At 71.6% G+C, this 17,909-nt stretch carries 13 protein-coding genes, 1 tRNA gene and 3 pseudogenes; 8 read left to right on the top strand and 9 right to left on the bottom strand.

The window, feature by feature from the left end:
- Positions 1–45 precede the first annotated feature (45 nt).
- Genes NF20_RS00565 through NF20_RS00555 form a run of 3 tightly spaced genes read left to right on the top strand, consistent with a single transcriptional unit; the run spans position 46 to position 3,899 of the window.
- A complete protein-coding gene (locus NF20_RS00565; RefSeq protein WP_023900383.1) occupies positions 46–618 on the top strand; it encodes a SpoIIE family protein phosphatase in 573 nt (190 codons plus the stop codon).
- Positions 615–2,825: a SpoIIE family protein phosphatase gene (locus NF20_RS00560; RefSeq protein WP_033717189.1), complete on the top strand. Its 2,211-nt coding sequence runs from the start codon at positions 615–617 to the stop codon at positions 2,823–2,825. Before NF20_RS00565 ends, NF20_RS00560 begins: the two co-directional genes overlap by 4 nt.
- A gap of 42 nt (positions 2,826–2,867) precedes the next feature.
- Positions 2,868–3,899 carry an iron-containing redox enzyme family protein gene (locus tag NF20_RS00555; protein ID WP_023900384.1) on the top strand — a complete coding sequence of 344 codons (1,032 nt, stop codon included), beginning with the start codon at positions 2,868–2,870 and terminating at the stop codon, positions 3,897–3,899.
- Here NF20_RS00555 and NF20_RS25820 read toward each other — a convergent pair.
- From NF20_RS25820 to selD, 8 genes and pseudogenes are all read right to left on the bottom strand, one after another.
- Complete coding sequence (locus NF20_RS25820) at positions 3,835–4,080, bottom strand: CDGSH iron-sulfur domain-containing protein (protein WP_003873325.1); 246 nt, start codon at positions 4,078–4,080, stop codon at positions 3,835–3,837. The two genes, NF20_RS00555 and NF20_RS25820, sit on opposite strands and share 65 nt — an antisense overlap.
- Positions 4,077–4,766 (bottom strand): HemK2/MTQ2 family protein methyltransferase, encoded by a 690-nt coding sequence (locus NF20_RS00550; protein WP_023900385.1) that lies wholly within the window; start codon positions 4,764–4,766, stop codon positions 4,077–4,079. Before NF20_RS00550 ends, NF20_RS25820 begins: the two co-directional genes overlap by 4 nt.
- A 110-nt stretch (positions 4,767–4,876) precedes the next feature.
- Positions 4,877–5,431 carry a type 1 glutamine amidotransferase domain-containing protein gene (locus NF20_RS00545; protein WP_023866679.1) on the bottom strand — a complete coding sequence of 185 codons (555 nt, stop codon included), beginning with the start codon at positions 5,429–5,431 and terminating at the stop codon, positions 4,877–4,879.
- Between the two features lie 25 nt (positions 5,432–5,456).
- Entirely contained in the window at positions 5,457–6,443 is a 987-nt protein-coding gene (locus NF20_RS00540; protein ID WP_033711997.1) for an LLM class F420-dependent oxidoreductase, read from the bottom strand.
- A 48-nt stretch (positions 6,444–6,491) separates the two neighbouring features.
- Positions 6,492–7,576, bottom strand: a pseudogene (nrfD, locus tag NF20_RS00535) (NrfD/PsrC family molybdoenzyme membrane anchor subunit).
- Complete coding sequence (locus NF20_RS00530) at positions 7,573–8,565, bottom strand: 4Fe-4S dicluster domain-containing protein (protein WP_009974672.1); 993 nt, start codon at positions 8,563–8,565, stop codon at positions 7,573–7,575. The pseudogene nrfD and the gene NF20_RS00530 overlap by 4 nt, the downstream one beginning before the upstream one ends.
- Positions 8,547–11,860: pseudogene (gene fdh, locus NF20_RS00525) on the bottom strand (formate dehydrogenase). The gene NF20_RS00530 and the pseudogene fdh overlap by 19 nt, the downstream one beginning before the upstream one ends.
- 180 nt (positions 11,861–12,040) lie before the next feature.
- Positions 12,041–13,033 carry a selenide, water dikinase SelD gene (selD, locus tag NF20_RS00515; protein WP_009974668.1) on the bottom strand — a complete coding sequence of 331 codons (993 nt, stop codon included), beginning with the start codon at positions 13,031–13,033 and terminating at the stop codon, positions 12,041–12,043.
- Positions 13,034–13,060: 27 nt separating this feature from the next.
- On the opposite strand from selD, the gene NF20_RS00510 reads away from it, so the two are divergent.
- The 4 genes and pseudogenes from NF20_RS00510 to NF20_RS28845 all read left to right on the top strand — a co-directional run bounded on the left by NF20_RS00510 (position 13,061) and on the right by NF20_RS28845 (position 16,166).
- Positions 13,061–13,155: transfer RNA gene (locus tag NF20_RS00510), tRNA-Sec, on the top strand.
- A gap of 18 nt (positions 13,156–13,173) precedes the next feature.
- Positions 13,174–14,471, top strand: a pseudogene (gene selA / locus NF20_RS00505) (L-seryl-tRNA(Sec) selenium transferase).
- Positions 14,459–15,595 (top strand): GTP-binding protein, encoded by a 1,137-nt coding sequence (locus tag NF20_RS00500; RefSeq protein WP_416332309.1) that lies wholly within the window; start codon positions 14,459–14,461, stop codon positions 15,593–15,595. Before selA ends, NF20_RS00500 begins: the two are co-directional and overlap by 13 nt.
- Positions 15,561–16,166 carry a SelB C-terminal domain-containing protein gene (locus tag NF20_RS28845; RefSeq protein WP_416332308.1) on the top strand — a complete coding sequence of 202 codons (606 nt, stop codon included), beginning with the start codon at positions 15,561–15,563 and terminating at the stop codon, positions 16,164–16,166. The genes NF20_RS00500 and NF20_RS28845 overlap by 35 nt, the downstream gene beginning before the upstream one ends.
- Positions 16,167–16,175: 9 nt before the next feature.
- Here the strand turns inward: NF20_RS28845 and NF20_RS00495 are convergent, their stop codons facing one another.
- Positions 16,176–16,640 carry a GatB/YqeY domain-containing protein gene (locus tag NF20_RS00495; protein ID WP_003873336.1) on the bottom strand — a complete coding sequence of 155 codons (465 nt, stop codon included), beginning with the start codon at positions 16,638–16,640 and terminating at the stop codon, positions 16,176–16,178.
- On the opposite strand from NF20_RS00495, the gene NF20_RS00490 reads away from it, so the two are divergent.
- Positions 16,639–17,898 (top strand): membrane protein, encoded by a 1,260-nt coding sequence (locus tag NF20_RS00490; protein WP_023864226.1) that lies wholly within the window; start codon positions 16,639–16,641, stop codon positions 17,896–17,898. The genes NF20_RS00495 and NF20_RS00490 overlap by 2 nt on opposite strands.
- The last annotated feature ends 11 nt before the right edge of the window (positions 17,899–17,909 follow it).

Below are 17,909 nucleotides of genomic sequence, written 5' to 3'. Positions count from 1 at the left end.
AGCGGCCGGTTCGGACCCATCGAATGGGCAAGGGCTGGAAGGCCTTTGCCCAGCGAATACACCTCGGGCGACCGCGGTATCGCCGTCGACATCGACGGCGAGGCGGCGCTGTTCGCACTGGTGGACGGTCTCGGTCACGGGCCGCCCGCGGCGGAAGCCGCGCTGCGCGCCGTCGACACGGTGACCGCCGCGGGCGCCGAACCCATAGAAGTCTTGATCCAGCTCTGCCATCGCGCGTTGGAAGGCACCCGGGGCGTGGCAATGACGTTGGCGCGGATCGACTTTGCGGCCAACACGCTGACCTGGACCGGGGTCGGCAACGTCACCGCGCATCTGGTGGCCAAGGCGCCCACCGGCACCGAAGTCCGGTCCAGCGCACGCCTGGCCGGGGGCATCGTCGGCTACCGGATACCGGAAATCCGGCCGGCGCAAGTTGTTTCGATACGGCCCGGCGACCTGCTGGTGATGCGCACCGACGGGATCATCGACGACTACCTGGACCACATCGACTTCGCCGCCCCCGCCCTCGCCATCGCCGAAGGCCTGCTGGGCAAGGACGCCAAGGAGACCGACGACGCCATGGTGCTGGCCGCCCGGCACCGGGGAGCCTCGACATGAGTGATGACAACGACTTTCACGATCAGTACGCCCGTGCGCTGCGTGCCTATCTGGCGAGCCGCGACGAGGCCAGCCTGGCGGTCGGGCACGAGCTGGGCCGCCGCGCCCTGCAGGAGCAGATCAGCCTGCTCGAGATCATCGAGCAGCACGTCCGGCTGGTCTTCGAGATCTCGCAGGACGTGCGCATCGACGCGCCGATCGCGCTGGAGTTCCTGCTGCAGCTGCTGGTCCCGCTGGACGTCGCGACCCGGGGATTCATCGACGGCAACCGGCGCTATGCCGAGCAGCGGGCCCGCGCCGAGGGGCTGGCCGACCGCGACAAATTCCGCAACGCACTAGTGAATTCGTTGCAGGAAGGGTTCTTCGTCGCCGACCACGAGGGTTCGGTGATCGAGGTGAACAACGCCTTCATCGAGATCCTCGGGTTCCCCGCCGAGGGCCTGCCCTACCGGTGGCCGCACCCGTGGCTGGTCGACCCCAAGACCGCGAGCGAACAGATCGGCGTCGTGCTGCGCACCGGCAGCGCCGAGTACGAGACACCGATTCGCCATGCCGACGGGCATCTGGCCTGGGTGAAGGTGAGCATCAACGCGGTCAAGGATTCCGGCAGCGACCGCGACGCCTACGTCGGCACCATCCGCGACGTCACGGCCGAGCGCGCCTTCGCCGCCCGGGAGAGCGCGGTGCTGCGGCTGGCCACCGCGGTGGCGGTGGCCAAGAGCGTGGACGAGCTGCTGTCCATCACCCTCGATGAGTGCAGCGCGGCCATCGACGTGCAGCGGGTGGTCGCGGTGTCCTGGCCCAGCGGCGACGGCGACCCGGCGGTCCAGGTGGCCGGCCGGCCGGCGGCGTCGTCGTGGCGCGAGCTGGATCCGTGGCTGCGCGACACCTTCGCCGAGGCGCGCCATCAGCTGCCGTTGACGGCGAAAACCGTTGATCACCCGGATAACCCGGGCAAATCACGGGGATTGGTCGCGGTGCTCTCCGGGGCCGGGGACCTGGCGTTGTGGCTGGAGTTGCGCACCCCGCGCTGGGTCAGCGGGGAGGACCGGCTGCTGGTCACCGTGCTGATCGGGCACCTCAGCCTGGCCCTGCAGCACGTCCGCCAGTTCGAGAACGCCCGCGAGACGTCGCTGACATTGCAGCGCGCCATGCTGCCGCCGGTGCAGCCCCCACCCGGATTCGCGGTGCGCTACGAGCCCGCGGTGCCGCCGCTCGAGATCGGCGGCGACTGGTATGACGTGCTGCCGATCGGCGACCACCGGATCGGCATCGTGGTCGGCGACTGCGTGGGCCGCGGCCTGCCGGCCGCGGCGATCATGGGACAGCTGCGCAGTTCCGCGCGGGCGCTGCTGATCAACGGCGCCGAGCCCGCGGTGCTGCTCGATCAGCTCGACTCGGCGGCGTCGCTGATCCCGAATGCCTACTGCACCACCGTTTTTCTCGCGATCCTGGACACCGAGACGGGCGTGCTGCAGTACAGCAACGCCGGGCACATGCCGGCCGTGCTGGCCGGACCGGAGCCCGGGACGACGACCCTGTTGACCGACGCCGCCTCGGTGCCGCTGGCCGTGCGCCGCGAGGACCCCCGCCCCCAGGCCACCCGGTTGCTGCCGCCCGGGTCGACCCTGATGCTGTTCACCGACGGGCTGGTGGAACGCAAGCACGAGCCGATTGACGACGGAATCGGCCGTGCGGCAGAGGTTTTGGCGCAGACGATGACGCTGCCCCTGGACACCGTCGCCGACGAGGTGCTGCGCGAGCTGGCCCCGGCCGCGGGCTACGACGACGACGTGGCGATGGTGATCTACCGGCATCAGCAGTCACCGTTGCGCATCGAAACCGCCGCCACCGCAGACCAATTGGTCCGCATCCGGCACCGACTGGCGGACTGGCTGGGCGCCGCCGGCATCACCGGCGAGTTGGCCGCCGACATCGTGCTGGTGGTCAACGAGGCCTGCACCAACTGCGTCGAGCACGCCTACCGGGGTTTCGTCGCCGGCACCATGGTGCTCGACGCCCGCCTGGGCGAGGGCGAAGTGCACACCCGCATCACCGATTACGGTTCGTGGAAGACGCCGGCGGCCAATCCGGTCAACAGCGGGCGGGGGTTGCCGCTGATGAAGGCGCTCAGCCAGGCCATGGAACTGCGGACCAGCGCCACCGGCACCGTCGCCGACATCACGTTCCTGCGGCCCGCCGAATGACCGGCTTCGATTAACCGGCTTCCGAAACGGGTAGTCACCGGCGTGACCCGCACATCGATCCCGACGCAACCCGTCCTGCCGTCCGCGCACGGGCCGCTGTCGACGGCCGTCCGCTGCGCGCTGACCGGGCCCCCGTCCGTCGACCACCTGGCGCGCATCGGCGCGTCGGTGCGTGACTCCGACCCGTACGGGCTGGATCTGCAGCTGGCCCTGGCCATGTGCTACGAGCTGCACTACCGCGGCTTCACCGGCGTCGACCCCGCATGGGAGTGGAATCCGGCGCTGCTGGCGCTGCGCGCCGAGCTGGAACGGGTGTTTTTGGCCGGTGTGCGTCGCGACGTCGGACCCATCGACCCCGACCGGACGGCGGCCGACGAGATGAACGCGATCGCGGCCGAGCCCGTCGAGGGCACCGGCCCGTCGTATCACCTGCGCGACCGCGGCAGCTGGCAGCAGATGTGCGAGTACTTCGTGCACCGCTCGCTGTATCACCTCAAGGAGGGCGACCCGCACGCGTGGGCCATCCCCCGGCTGACGGGCACCGCCAAGGCGGCGTTCGTGGCGGTCGAGTTCGACGAGTACGGCGCCGGCCAGGGCCCGCGCCTGCACCAGCAGCTGTTCGCCGATCTGCTGGCGGCCGCCGGCCTGGACACCACCTACTGGGGTTACATCGACGCGGTGCCCGCCGAGTCGCTGGCGGTGGTCAACCTCATGTCGCTGTTCGGGTTGCACCGCGCGCTGCGCGGCGCCGCGATCGGGCACTTCGCCGCCACCGAGATCACCTCCCCGCCGGGATCGGCGCGCATGGTGCGCGCCCTGCAGCGCATGCAGGCGCCGCCGGCCTGCATCACGTTCTACAGCGAGCACGTGGAGGCGGATGCGGTGCACGAGCAGGTGGTGCGCCTCGATGTGGTCGGCGATCTGGTGGCGCGCGAACCGGAGCTGCAGCGCGACGTCGTCTTCGGGATCCGCGCGCACGCGGCGGTCGAGGACCGCCTGGCGGACACGATCATGGCGTCGTGGCAGCAGGGTCGGTCGTCGTTGCGGCGGCCGCTGGACCGGCCGAGTCCTTGAGCTGGCGGCATCGGCGATGGCTGGTGTCGCACAACGGATATCGGCGGCTGCGCCGACAGGTGCAGATCGCCACCATGAAACGGTCCGACTCGACCACCTCGCCGCCGGGCATCTCGATGCGCACCGGCCCCGAGACCAGCACCGGTCCGTTGGGCACCACCTGAACCCTGGTGGGGCTCATCGCTTTTCCGCCCGGATCACGATCAGCTCCTCTTCGCGGCGCCCGCGCGGGATCAGGCCGACGTCCTCCAGCCAGTGCGCCCGCGACAACATCACCGGACCGAACGGGATCCACTTGGAGGCAATCACTTTCGCATCCATTCCGGCCCACTTCAGGGAATCCAGCGACTGCTGCACACCGGCCAGCGCCGAGTGCACCAGCAGCAGCGATCCGCCGTCGCGCAACAGCTTCGGCGCCGACTCGCACAACGGATCCAGGACCAGCCGGCCGTCCCGGCCCGCGTTCCACGCCCACGACGGCCCGGTCACGGGGCCGAGCTCGTCCAGCACGGCGCCGGGCGGGGTGGGCACGTAGGGCGGATTGGACACCACGACGTCGAACGGCGCGCAATCCACCGCGGCGAGCCACGACCCCTCCCGGACGTCGACATCCACCCCGGCCAGCGCGGCGTTCTCCCCGGCGCACCGCACGGCGTGCGGGCATTTGTCGAACGCCGTGACGCTGGCGCAGCCCATCTCCGCCGCGGCGATCGCGACGAAGCCGCTGCCGGTGCACAGGTCCAGCACGCGCCGTCCCGGGATCAGACCGGTGCCGTGCATCACGTCCACCAGCAACCGGGAATCCTCTTGCGGCTGATAGACATTGTGGGCGGGCAACACAGCGGGCTCGGGGTAGGTGGTTGTCACTGTTGGCCTTTCGAGAACCCTTACAAGGAGCGCCGCTGATCTCACGGCTTGGCGTGGATAATGCCCGCAAACCACCGCATTCAAACGGACCAGCCGAAAAGTGTTGACGGCTAACCGGTGGTGGCGCCCGCGAATTGCGCCAGGATGGTCGAGCAGAACGCCGGCAGGTCCTTCGGCGAGCGGCTGGTGATCAGGTTGCCGTCCACCACCACCTCCTCGTCCACCACGTGGGCGCCCGCGTTGCGCAGATCGGTGCGGATGCTGGGATAGGAGGTCAGCGTCCGGCCCGTTGCCACACCGGCTTCGACCAGCGTCCAGGGGCCGTGGCAGATGGCGGCCACCGGCTTGCCGGATCCGACGAAGTCCCGCACGAAGGAGACCGCGGTGTCGTCGAGGCGCAGCTTGTCGGGGTTGACGGTGCCGCCCGGCAGCACCAGGCCGTCGAAGTCATCGACCGACGCGTCGGCCACCTTGCGGTCGACGGTGAAGGTGCCGGCCGGCTCCAGGTCGTGGTTGCGCGCCTGGATCTCGCCGTCCTGCAGCGAGACCACCTCGACGCGGGCGCCGGCCTCGCGCAGCGCCGCCGCCGGCTGCTCCAGCTCCACCTTTTCCACCCCGTCGGCCGCCAGGATCGCTATCTTCTTGCCTTGCAACTCATTTGACATCTCGGTTCCCCTTTCTCGTTCGCCGCTACTTCGCCGCGTCGCGCAGCGCCGCCAGCAGCGGTTCGGCGGCTTCCTTGAGGAATCTCTCCTGGGTGTCCCCGCCGATCTGGACCAGCGCGATGTCGGTGAACCCGGCCTCCCAGTACGGCCGGACCCCCTCGACGATCGCGTCCAGGTCGGGGCCGCAGGGAATGGCGTCGGCGACGTCCTCGGGGCGCACGAACTGGGTGGCGCCGGCGAACCCGGCCGGGGTGGGCAGGTCCGCGTTCACCTTCCAGCCGCCGGCGAACCAGCGGAACTGGTCGTGCGCGCGTCTGACGGCGGTGTCTCGGTCGGGGTCCCACGACACCGGGATCTGCCCGACCACCCGCCCGCCGCCGGCGAGGTTGGCGGCCTGGCGGGCGCCGTGCCAGGCGTCGACCAGGTCGGCGTTGGGTTCGGTGGCGATCAGGTGGTCGGCCAGCTTGGCGAACTTGTCGACCGCCCGGGTGCCGCCGATGGCCACCCCGATGCCGACCGGCACGTCGGGCACGTCCCACAGCCGCGCGGAGTCGACCCGGAAATAGTCGCCGGTGAAGTCCACCAGCTGCCCGCCGAACAGCTCCCGGATGATTTTGATGGCCTCGCGCAGCATGTCCTGCCGGCGGGTGATGGTCGGCCAGCCTTTGCCGACGACATGCTCGTTGAGGTTTTCGCCGCTGCCCAGGCCCAGGGTGAACCGGCCGTCGGACAGGATCTGCACGGTGGCCGCCTGCTGGGCGACGATGGCCGGGTGATAGCGCATCGTCGGGCACGTCACGTAGGTGTACAGGTCGACCCGCTCGGTGGCCTGCGCCACCGCGCCCAGCACCGCCCAGGCGTTGGGCGCATGTCCCTGCGAGGTGAGCCACGGTGAGAAGTGGTCACTGCACACGTGGAAGTCGAAACCGCGCTCTTCGGCCGAAATCGCGTACCGGACAAGCTCTTTGGGTCCACTCTGCTCGGTCATCAAAGTGTAGCCAAAATTCGTCATGCGCACCGGGATACCCGGCTGCACCGAGGGCAAACGACGCGGGCGTGCTCAGCCCGCGGTGGTGATGGAGTCCGACGTGATCCCGGCCGCGCGGCGGGCGGCCAGCCGGCGCTGCTGCGGCTCGATGGTGTAGCGGGGTGGCGGGCGGACTCCAGCCCGGCCTCGAACACCCCGAACCGGGTCAGCGCCGAGGCCGTCGCCAACGCCAGGCCGCTGACCACCGCCACCACCCGGTGCCGCCCGCCCAGCAGGGTGCCCAGCCCGCCGGCGATCACCAGGCGTTCGCTGGCCCGCAGCATCCGGCCGGGCCCGCCGGTGTGCAGGGGTTCGGCGGCGACCGGGTCCATCCGGCGCTCCATGACCTTGCTGGCCGCCAGGTCGCCGAGCGCACCGAGCACGGCCAGCGTGCGGGCCGGGCCGGCCTGGTGCACGGGCGTGGTCACCATCGCCAGTCCCGACGCGGCCAGGCTCGCCGAGCTGACGAACACGAACGGCAGGTCCTCGTGGGCGGCGTTCCAGGTCGGGGTGGCGGTGTCGGCCAGCAGCACGGCGGTGTAGACGGCCAGCGGCGGCGCCAGCACCGCCGCCTGAAGGCCGGCCGGCCCCTCGGCGGCGCGCAGCACCGGGCGCAGCGGGCCCAGCGGGAGCCGCTGCCCGGTCATCCGGTCCACCTCGGCGGCGGCGGCCACCGAGATCCCGGCGCTGAACGCGCTGAGAATCCACGAGCCCAGGTTCATCGGCGAGGTCAGCTTGACGGTGCGCAACATGTTCAGGAACCGCTCGGGCCGGCCCAGGTCCTTCACCAGCGCGACCAGGCTGAGCAGCACCGCGGCCAGGGCGGTCAGCCGGGTGTTGCGGCGCAGCGTGTCCCGGCCGGTCAGCTGGGCGCCGGCCGCCAGCAGCCCGGAGCCGCCGGCGACGCCGCCCAGGAACAGATACGCCCCCACCTCGTGGCCCCACGGCGCCGGCTTGACCACCGGGCGCCCGTAGTACGAGCTGAACTCGGCCTCGGGCACCATCGGCATCTCGCGGGAGCCGTCGCCCGCCCCGCGCCGGCCGCCGCGCTTGCCTTTGCGGCGCTTGCCGCCCGCCGGTTCAGGCGGCCGGAAACTGTCGAATTCCGAGGTGCTCACCGGCTCCTCCAAAACGCCAGCACGGCCGCCCCGACCATGCCGGCCGCGGCCAGCCCGGCCCGCTTGAACATGGTCATCAGGTCGGCGGTGCACACCCGCGGGTCGGGCGGCAGACCGTAGACCTCGGGTTCGTCGAGCAGCAAGAAGATGGAGCCGGTGCCGCCGACGCCGTCGTGCTCGTTGGCCCCGTACAGCCGGGCCTCGGTGAGCCCCTGGGCGTGCAGGGCGGCCACCCGCCGGCGCGCCATGGCCACCAGGTCGTCGTGGTCGCCGAACTTGATCGAGGTGGTGGGGCAGGTCTTGGCGCAGGCCGGGATCTCGTCCTCGAGCAGCCGGTCGTAACACAGCGTGCACTTCTGCGCGACGCCGGTGACGATCTCCTCGCTGGGGCGGTCCGGCCGTTGCGCCGGTGTCGCGTAGGTCCCGTCGTTGCGCCGCTCGACGACCCCGAACGGGCAGCCCGCCACGCAGGTGCCGCAGCCGTTGCAGACGTCGTGCTGCACCACCACCGTGCCGAATTCGGTGCGAAACAGCGCGCCGGTCGGGCAGACGTCCAGGCAGCCGGCGTGCGTGCAGTGCTTGCAGACGTCCGAGGACATCAGCCAGCGGAACTCCGGGGTGTGCGGCACCGCCGGCTCGGTCGGCTCGGAGGCCGCGGCGGGGAGGGTCGGCATGCCCAAATCGATGAGCGCCCTGCCGGATTCGCGTGCCTGCTCGATGCGTTCGCGACCCTGTTCGACGAAGGCCACGTGCCGCCAGGTGCTGGCGCCCAGCGCGCCGGTGTTGTCGTAGGACGAGCCCAGCAGCTCGAGGTCGCCGTCCTGCGGGTTGCGGTTCCATTCCTTGCAGGCGACCTCGCAGGCCTTGCACCCGATGCAGATCGAGGTGTCGGTGAAAAAACCCTTGCGCGGCTTGCGATCCGCCCAGCCGGCGTCGGCGGCCGGGTCGGTCGGTCCGGTCAGCTGGCCCATCAGCTCCCCCTTTCCCACACGGCATCGTCCACCCGCACGTTGCCGGTCTCGGTGGTGACGCCCGAGCGCGACTGGTAGTCGGCGATCAGCCGGAGCAGCTCCTCGCCGCGCGGGCGGCGGCCCGGGCGGATGTCGCACGACCCGGCCTTGGATTCCTGGATCTGCACGTTGGGATCCAGTGTGACACCGAGCAGGTCGTTGGCCGCGTCCCCGCTGACCACCGCGTCGCCGCCCACACCCCAGTGGTAGGGCAGCCCGATCTGGTGCACGGTGTGGCCGTTGATGACCAGCGGCGCAACACGTTTGGTGACCAGCACCCGCGCCTCGATGGCGGCGCGCGGCGAGATGATGGTGGCCCACCCGTACGGCTGCAGGCCGCGTTCGGCGGCCAGCTCGGGTGAGACCTCGCAGAACATCTCCGGTTGCAGCTCCGAGAGGTAGGGCAGCCACCGGCTCATGCCGCCGGCGGTGTGATGCTCGGTGAGCCGGTAGGTGGTGAACACGTACGGGTAGACGTCGGAGCCGGGCTCGCCGGCGCTGGGTGCGCTGAGATTGTCCTTGCGCGCGAAGGTGATTCGCGCCGGGTTGCGCTGCTGGGGATACAGCGCGTTGGCCACCGGCGATTCCTGCGGCTCGTAGTGCGTGGGCAGCGGCCCGTCGACCACACCCTTGGGCGCGAACAGCCAGCCCTTGCCGTCGGCCTGCATGATGAACGGGTCGTCGCCGGCCAGCGCGTCGGGGCCGCCCAGCTCGGGGTCGGGCCGGGCGCCCGGGGCCCGGTCGACCACGAAGTCCGGCACGTCGTAGCCGACCCAGCGTCGCTGGTCGGGATCCCACCAGATGTAGCGCTTGCGTTCGCTCCACGGTTTGCCGTCCGGGTCGGCCGACGCGCGGTTGTAGAGCACCCGCCGGTCGGCGGGCCACGCCAGCCCCACTGCGATTGGCTGGGCGATGCACCGCCGTTGGGCACCCGGCGCGCGGCCTGGTTGACGGCGTTGGCGTACACCCCGGTGTAGATCCAGCAGCCGGCGGCGGTCGAGCCGTCGGCGCGCAGCTCGGTGTAGGACGCCAACGGGTCCGCGGGCTCGCCGACCCGGTATCCGTTGATCTCGGCCAGCACCGCCTCCCCGTCCGGGTCGCCGTGCTCGTCGGTGGGGTAGTCCCAGGTCAGATCCAGCAGCGGCCGGTCCCGCTCGTCGGTCGAGCCGGCCAGCCGTTGCCGGATCCGCTTGCCGAGTTCGTAGAAGAACTGCAGTTCGCTCTGGCACTGTCCCGGCGGTTCGACGGCCTGGTGCCGCCACTGCACCAATCGTTGTGTCTGCGTGAAGGATCCGGCCTTCTCCACGTGCGTGGCGGCGGGCAGGAAGAACACCTCGGTCTCGATCTCCTCGGTTTTCAGTTCCCCGGAGGCGATTTCGGGCCCGTCCTTCCACCAGGTGGCCGATTCGATCAGGTTGAAGTCGCGCACCACCAGCCACTTGAGATGCGACATGCCCAGCCGTTGCATCCGGCCGTGCGCCGAACCGACCGCGGGGTTCTGGCCGAGCAGGAAGTAGCCCTCGACCTCGTCGGCCAGCATGCCCATCACGGTCTGGTAGGTGCCGTGCGGGCCGGTCAGTCGGGGCAGGTAGTCGTAGGCCCAGTCGTTGTCCGCGGTGGCCGCCTCGCCCCACCACGCCTTGAGCAGGCTGACGGTGTAGGCGTCGGCGTTGGCCCAGAAGCCCTTCTGTTTCTTGGATCCCACCGCGTCCAGGTAGTCGGCCAGGGTGTCGTGCACGCCCGCCTTGGGCATCGGCAGATAGCCGGGCAGCAGGTTGAACAGCGTGGGGATGTCGGTGGAGCCCTGGATGGTGGCGTGGCCGCGCAGCGCCATGATGCCACTGCCCGGGCGCCCGACGTTGCCCATCAGCAGCTGCAAAATCGTTGCGGTGCGGATGAATTGGGCGCCCAGGGTGTGCTGCGTCCAGCCGACGGCGTAGGCGAAGCAGGTGGTGCGCTCGCGCCCGGAGTTCTCCACGATGGAGCGGGCCAGGTAGTCGAAGTCCTCCCGGCTGATCCCGCACACGTCTTTGACCATCTCCGGCGTGTAGCGGGCGTAGTGCCGCTTGAGGATCTGGAAGACGGTCCGCGGGTGCTGCAGGGTCTCGTCGCGGCGCACCCTGGCGTGCGCCAGCGGCGGGCCGCCGCTTCCGTGCTCGTCACCGGCAGCGCTGTGGGTGGCGGTGGCGCCGTGGGTGTGACCGCCGCCGGGGGACTCGATTTCGCCCCCGGACCGGCCGTCGTCCTCCTCTTCGTAGGCCCAACTCGACGTGTCGTACTGCCCGGTCTCGGGATCGAACCCGGAGAACAGGCCGCCGAGATCCTCGGTGTCGCGGAAGTTTTCGTTGATGATGGTGGCGGCGTTGGTGTACGCGACGACGTATTCGGAGAACCACAGGTCGTTGGTGAGCACGTGGTTGATCAGCGCGCCGAGCAGCACCACATCCGAACCGGCCCGGATCGGGATGTGCCGGTCGGAGACCGCCGAGGTGCGGGTGAATCGCGGGTCGACGTGGATCACCCGCGCGCCGCGGGCCCGGGCCTCTTCCACCCATTGGAAGCCGACCGGGTGACACTCGGCCATGTTGGAGCCCTGGATGACGATGCAGTCGGCATTGGCCATGTCTTGCAGTGATTGGGTGGCGCCGCCGCGCCCGAAGGAGGCTCCCAGACCGGGAACCGTGGCACTGTGTCAAATACGGGCTTGGTTCTCGATCTGAATGGCGCCGGCGGCGGTGAAGAGCTTCTTGATGAGGTAGTTCTCTTCGTTGTCCAGGGTCGCGCCGCCCAGCGCGGCGATGCCCATGGTGCGGCGCAGCAGGTTGCCCTTCTTGTCGATGTCCTGCCAGCTGTTGCGGCGCGATTCCACGAAGCGGTCGGCGATCATGTCGATCGCGGTGTCCAGCTGCAGCGGCTGCCATTCGGCGGCCCGCGGCGCGCGGTAGAGCACCTGCAGCTGCCGCCCCGGCGAGTTCACCAACTGCTCGCTCGCAGATCCCTTGGGGCACAAGCGTCCTCGCGAGATCGGCGAATCGGGGTCGCCCTCGATCGCCACGACCCGCTCGTCCTTGACGTACACCCGCTGGCCGCAGCCGACGGCGCAGTACGGGCACACGCTCTGCACCACCCGGTCGGCCGTGGCGGTGCGCGGCACCAGCGCGCGGGTGTGTTTGGAGGTCACCGCCGAGCCGCGGCCGAGTTTGTCCGTCGAGCGCACCTGGCGCAGCACGGGCCATTCCAGAAACACCTTGCTCAGGGCTTTTTTCGGGGCCATCCCCTCACCCTAATGGCGATCGCAAGCGCGGCGAAGCCGGGCGCAGCGGGTCGCCATCATTGGACCTAATGGCGATCGCAAGCGCGGCGAAGCCGGGCGCAGCGGGTCGCCATCATTGGACCTAATGGCGATCGCAAGCGCGGCGAAGCCGGGCGCAGCGGGTCGCCATCATTGGACCGCTCAGCGCACCACGATGGTGTGCTCGCCGCGCGGCACCAGCTCACCGATGACGGGCGCCCCCGGGATCTCGCCGGCGATCAGCAGCCCGCCGGAGGTCTGCGCGTCGGCCAGCAACAGCGCCTCGTCCTCGCCGACCCCCGACAGGTCGACGTGCGGGGCCACCCAGTCGAGGTTGCGCCGGGTGCCGCCGGACAGGTAGCCGGCCGCCAGCGCCTCGCGGGCGCCGTCCAGGTACGGCACCGCCGCCGCGTCGAGCACCGCCGTCACCCCGCTGGCCCGGGCCAGCTTGTGCAGGTGGCCGAGCAACCCGAAACCGGTGACGTCGGTGGCGCACTCGACGCCGGCGGCCAGCGCCGCGCCGGCCGCCTCGGCGTTGAGCGTGGTCATCACGGCGATGGCCTCCTCGAACCGCTCCCCGGTCGCCTTGTGCCGGTTGTTGAGCACGCCGATGCCGAGCGGCTTGGTCAGCGACAGCGGCAGGCCCGGCTTGCCGGAGTCGTTGCGCAGCAATCGATTCGGGTCCGCGATCCCGGTCACCGCCAGCCCGTACTTGGGTTCCGGGTCATCGACGCTGTGCCCGCCGGCCAAATGGCAGCCGGCCAGGCCGCACACGTCCAGCCCGCCGCGCAGCGTCTCGGCGGCCAACTCGAACGGCAGCACCTCGCGCGGCCAGCCCAGCAGGTTCACCGCGACCACCGGGCGCCCGCCCATCGCGTACACGTCGGACAGCGCGTTGGTGGCCGCGATCCGGCCCCAGTCGTAGGCGTCGTCCACCACCGGGGTGAAGAAGTCCGTCGTCGCGATCAGCGCGGTGCCCTGCTGGATGCGCACCACCGCCGCGTCGTCACCGCTGTCGAGGCCCACCAGCAGCTCCCCCAGCGGGTCGCGCGGACTGGCCGCGCCCAGCCCGCGCACCACGTCCTCGAGCTCACCGGGCGGGATCTTGCAGGCGCAGCCGCCGCCGTGAGCGTATTGCGTCAGTCGGTAGGTCACCCGTCCATAATTGACCCCATGGTCCAGGGAGGCGTGTCCGGTCTGGTGACCGGCGCGGTCTTCAAAACCGTGGAACGGCAGACGCTGCCGCTGGCGGGTTCGATTCCCGTCCGCCTCCGCCATACTCCGTCGGGCCTGCCATGAGTGATCCCCGCCGGCGGGTGCCGGGCACCGACACGCTGCTGGCCGACCCGCGGCTGGCCGCCGCGCAGCGGGTGCTGGGCCGCGCGCTGGTGAAGTCGGTGATCACGCAGGCCCAGCAGCGGGCCCGGGCCGGAGAGATCTCCCCCGAGCAGGTCGCCGAGCACGCGCTCGCCGCGCTGCCCGCCACCGCGTCGAGCCTGCGGCCGGTCATCAACGCCACCGGCGTGGTGGTGCACACCAATCTGGGCCGGGCGCCGCTGTCGCGGGCGGCGCTGGACGCGGTCGTCGCCGCGGGCGGGGCCACCGACGTGGAGTTCGACCTGGCCACCGGGCGCCGGCCCGCCGCGGCCGGGGCGCGCTGGCCGCGCTGGCCCGGGCGGTACCCGCGGCCGGCGCCGTGCACGTCGTCAACAACAACGCGGCCGCGCTGCTGCTGGTCGCCCTGACCCTGGCGCCGGGCCGTGAAATCGTGCTCAGCCGAGGCGAACTCGTCGAGATCGGCGACGGCTTCCGCATCCCGGAGCTGCTGGAGTCCACCGGTGCGCGGCTGCGCGAGGTCGGCACCACCAACCGCACCGGCCTGCGCGACTACACCGAGGCGCTGGGGCCGCAGACCGGCTTCGTGCTCAAGGTGCACCCCTCCAATTTCCACGTCACCGGGTTCACCTCGGCGGTCGGCGTGGCGGCATTGGCCGCCGAGTTGCGCACCCGGGACATCCCGCTGGTGGTCGACATCGGCTCGGGCCTGCTGGCGCCGCATCCGGTGCTGCCCGACGAGCCGGACGCCACCTCGACGCTGGCCGACGGCGCCGACCTGGTCACCGCGAGCGGGGACAAGCTGCTCGGCGGCCCGCAGGCCGGGCTGCTGTTCGGCCGCGGCGATCTCGTCGAGCGGCTGCGCCGCCATCCCGCGGCCCGCGCGCTGCGGGTGGACAAACTGACCCTGGCGGCGCTGGAGGCGACCCTGACGGGTCCGCCGCCGCCGGTAGCCGCCGCGTTGGACGCCGACGTCGGGCGGCTGCGGCCGGGCGCAGTCCCTGGCCGCCGCGCTGCCTGCGGACGCCGACGCGGTGGCGCTGGATTGCGTCGCGGCGGTCGGCGGCGGCGGCGCGCCCGGCGTCGAATTGCCCAGCGCCGCAGTGAGTCTGCCCGAGCGCTACGCCGCCGCGCTGCGCGCCGGCCGGCCGCCCGTCGTCGGCGGTTGGAGGGCGGCCGGTGCCTGCTCGACCTGCGCACGGTCTCCCCCGAGGACGACGAGCTGCTGGCCGCGGCGGTACGGGCGTGTTCGTCCTAGCCACCGCCGGGCACGTCGATCACGGCAAATCGACTCTGCTGCACCGGCTTACCGGCATGTGGCCGGACCGGCTGGCCGAAGAGCAGCGCCGCGGCCTGACCATCGATTTGGGCTTCGTGTGGACCGAGCTCGCCGGCCGTCGGCTCGCCTTCGTCGACGTCCCGGGCCACGAGCGTTTCGTGGCCAACATGCTGGCCGGCGTAGGGCCGGTACCCGCCGTGGTGTTCGTCGTGGCGGCCACCGAAGGCTGGATGCCGCAATCCGAGGAGCACCTCGCGGCGTTGGACGCGCTGCGGGTGCGGCACGGGCTGCTGGTGATCAGCAAGGCCGATCTCGCCGACCCGGGCCCGGCCGTCGCGCAGGCGACGGAACGGTTCGCCGCCACCTCGCTGGCCGGGGCTCCCGTCGCGATCGGCACCGACCTCGAGCGGGTGCGCGCCGAACTGGTCGCGCTGACCGACCGGCTGCCGCCACCCGATCCGCACGCCGACGTCCGGCTGTGGGTGGACCGCAGCTTCACCGTGCGCGGCGCGGGCACCGTGGTCACCGGCACGCTGGCGGCCGGCACCGTGCGGGTGGGCGACGAACTCGAACACGCCGGGCGACGCGTCACGGTGCGCGGGCTACAGTCCTTGGGCCGCAACGAGACTCAGGTCGGCGCGCTGGCCCGAGTGGCGCTCAACCTGCGCGGTGTCGACCGGCACGACATCGGCCGCGGCGACACCGTTCGCACCCCGGGCGCGTGGCGCGACACCGCGGAGATCGACGTCGCCCTGCGCGGCCCGGGCACGGCCGAGGACACGCTGCACAGCCAACTCGTGCTGCACGTCGGGTCGGCGGCGGTGCCGGTGCGGGTGCGCCGGCTGGGCCCGGCGGCGGCGCGGCTGCGGCTGGCCGGCCGCTGCCGCTGCGGGTGGCCGACGTCGGGCTGCTGCGCGACCCGGGCAGCACCGGATCGCCGCCGGGTCGAGGTGCTCGACGTGCGCCGCCGGAGCTGCGCCGCGCGGCGCCGCCCGGTTGCGCGCCGCCGAGCTGGCCACCGGCTCGGCGCCCGCGCCGCACATCGCCCGGGCCGACGACCTGCGCGCCATGGGTGTGCCGGCCCGCGGGCAGCGGGTGGGTGACTGGGTGGTGGACCCGCGGTGGTGGGCGGAGCGGCGCGACGAGGCCGCCGCACAGGTGCGGCGCTGGGCGGGTGAGCACGACATCGCGGCCGGCATGCCGCTGGAGACGCTGCGCCGGCAGGTCGGCCTGCCCGCCGCCGAGCTGGTGCCGAAGTTAATGCAGGGCACCGGTTTCGAGGTGGCCGACGGGCTGGTCCGCGCCCCCGGCGCGGGGCTGCCGGCCCGCGTCGACAAGGCGGTGCGCGAGGTCGAGGCGTGGCTGGCCGCCGAGCCCTTTCGCGCCCCGGAGGCCGACGAACTCGCCGGGCTGGGCCTGGGCCCGCGCGAGCTGGCCGCGGCGGTGCGGGCCGGACGGCTGACCCGGATCGCCGACGGGGTGGTGCTGGGGCCCGACGCGCTGGCCCGCGCCGCCGGCGTGCTGGCCGGGCTGCCACAGCCGTTCACCGTCAGCGAGGCGCGCCGCGCGCTGGGCACCACCCGACGGGTCGCGGTGCCGCTGCTGGAGCAGCTCGACGCCCGGCGGGTGACGCGCCGCGCCAGCGACGGCACCCGGGTGCTGATCGCGGATTGAGGCCGCGGACTAGAGCCGCTCCTTGACGGCGGCCGACAACCGGGCGCCGTCGGCCTTGCCGGCCGCGATCGCGGTGGCGGCCTTCATCACCATGCCCATCTGCTTCATGGACGGCCGCTCGCCGATCTCCTCGGCGACCTGGGCGATCGCGGTGTCGACGACGTCGGCCACCTCCGCCTCGGTGAGCGGGGTGGGCAGATATTCGTCGATGATCCGCGCCTCGGCGTGCTCGTTGGCGGCCAGGTCCCCGCGCCCGTTCTGGGTGTAGATCTCGGCCGATTCGGCGCGTTTGCGGGATTCCTTGGCCAGCACCTTGATCACCTCGTCGTCGGTGAGGTCTTTGGCCTGCTTACCGGAGACTTCCTCGGTCTGGATCGCCGCCAGCAGCATGCGCAGGGTGGCCGTGCGCAGCTTGTCCTGGGCTTTCATCGCCGCGGTCAGGTCGGCCCGCAGCCGGGATTTGAGTTCCGCCATGTGTGCGACGCTACGCGCCGGAGCCCGGGTCAACGTTGTGAAATGGTCCGGCCGCCGACAGGATGGAGCCCATGACGAACCACCGGTGCACGAGCCGCGGGGCTCGGTGAGCGCGCCGCCGCCCGGTTATCCGGTTGGTCCGCCACCGGCATACGGCTCACAATCCCAATACGGCACCCAATACGGCGCCCAATACCCCGGCCAGTACGGCGTCCACTACGGGCCGCCCCCGACGTACCCGCCGCCCGGCTATCCCCCCGCACCGGCGTTCGGCCCGCCGCCGGGCTACGGGGTGCTCAAACCCGGCATCATCCCGCTGCGGCCGTTGACCCTCGGCGACATCTTCAACGGGGCCGTCGGCTACATCCGGGCCAATCCGAAGGCGACGCTGGGACTGACCGCGATCGTCGTCATCGCCATGCAGATCATCACCAAGGCCGCCGTGCTGGGCCCGCTGGCGGCCTACGGCAGATTCACCGGCGACCGATCCGACGAGTTGACCGCGGGCGTGCTGGGCGCCTGGTCGGTGTCGGTGGGCGCCGGCGTCCTGGTCGGCTGGCTGGGCGGCATGCTGCTGTCCGGCATGCTGACCGTCATCGTCGGGCGGGCGGTGTTCGGATCGTCGATCACCGTCGGGGAAACCTGGACCAAGATCCGGGGGCGGCTGCCCGCCCTGCTCGGCCTGGCGCTGCTGGAGGCCGTCGTGGTGGCCGCCATCGCCGGACTGGTGGTGGTGGTCATCGCGATCCTGGCCGCGATCGGCAACGCCGCGGCCGCCGTGGTGCTGGGCATTCCGCTGGTGCTCACCGTCATCGCGGTGCTGGTGTACCTCTACACCGTGGTGCTGTTCGCCCCGGTGCTCATCGTGCTGGAGCGGCTGCCCGTCCTCGACGCGATCACCCGCTCGTTCCGGCTGGTGCGGCGCGGCTTCTGGCGGGTGCTGGGCATCCGGGCGCTCGCCTTCCTGGTGACGGCGGTGGTCGCCAACGCCGTCGCGGTGCCGTTCAGCATCGTCGGCCAGGTCTTCCAGATCAGCTCGTCCGGCACGGCCTTCCTGATCAGCACCGCGATCCTGTCGGTCGGGGCGGCGATCGGCGAGATCATCACCGCACCGTTCAACGCCGGGGTGATCGTGCTGCTCTACACCGACCGCCGGATGCGCGCCGAGGCGTTCGACCTGGTGCTGCAGAGCGGCGCCGCCCAGGGAAGCTATGCGGCCGCGTCCACCGACAACCTCTGGCTGACGCGGCCCCGGTAACGGCGGAGCGA

It is taken from the genome of Mycobacterium sp. MAC_080597_8934 (assembly GCF_000523975.1).
Classification (GTDB): Bacteria; Actinomycetota; Actinomycetes; order Mycobacteriales; family Mycobacteriaceae; genus Mycobacterium; species Mycobacterium avium.
This window is presented reverse-complemented; position numbering and strand designations above follow the sequence as displayed.

Excerpts from the sequence above, each read along its gene's own strand:
- NF20_RS00560 (WP_033717189.1), top strand. The coding sequence starts at position 615 with ATGAGTGATGACAACGACTTTCACGATCAGTACGCCCGTGCGCTGCGT.
- NF20_RS25820 (WP_003873325.1), bottom strand. The coding sequence starts at position 4,080 with ATGAGCCCCACCAGGGTTCAGGTGGTGCCCAACGGACCGGTGCTGGTC.
- NF20_RS00545 (WP_023866679.1), bottom strand. The coding sequence starts at position 5,431 with ATGTCAAATGAGTTGCAAGGCAAGAAGATAGCGATCCTGGCGGCCGAC.
- NF20_RS00540 (WP_033711997.1), bottom strand. The coding sequence starts at position 6,443 with ATGACGAATTTTGGCTACACTTTGATGACCGAGCAGAGTGGACCCAAA.
- NF20_RS28845 (WP_416332308.1), top strand. The coding sequence starts at position 15,561 with ATGGGTGTGCCGGCCCGCGGGCAGCGGGTGGGTGACTGGGTGGTGGAC.
- NF20_RS00490 (WP_023864226.1), top strand. The coding sequence starts at position 16,639 with ATGTGTGCGACGCTACGCGCCGGAGCCCGGGTCAACGTTGTGAAATGG.
- NF20_RS00495 (WP_003873336.1), bottom strand. The coding sequence starts at position 16,640 with ATGGCGGAACTCAAATCCCGGCTGCGGGCCGACCTGACCGCGGCGATG.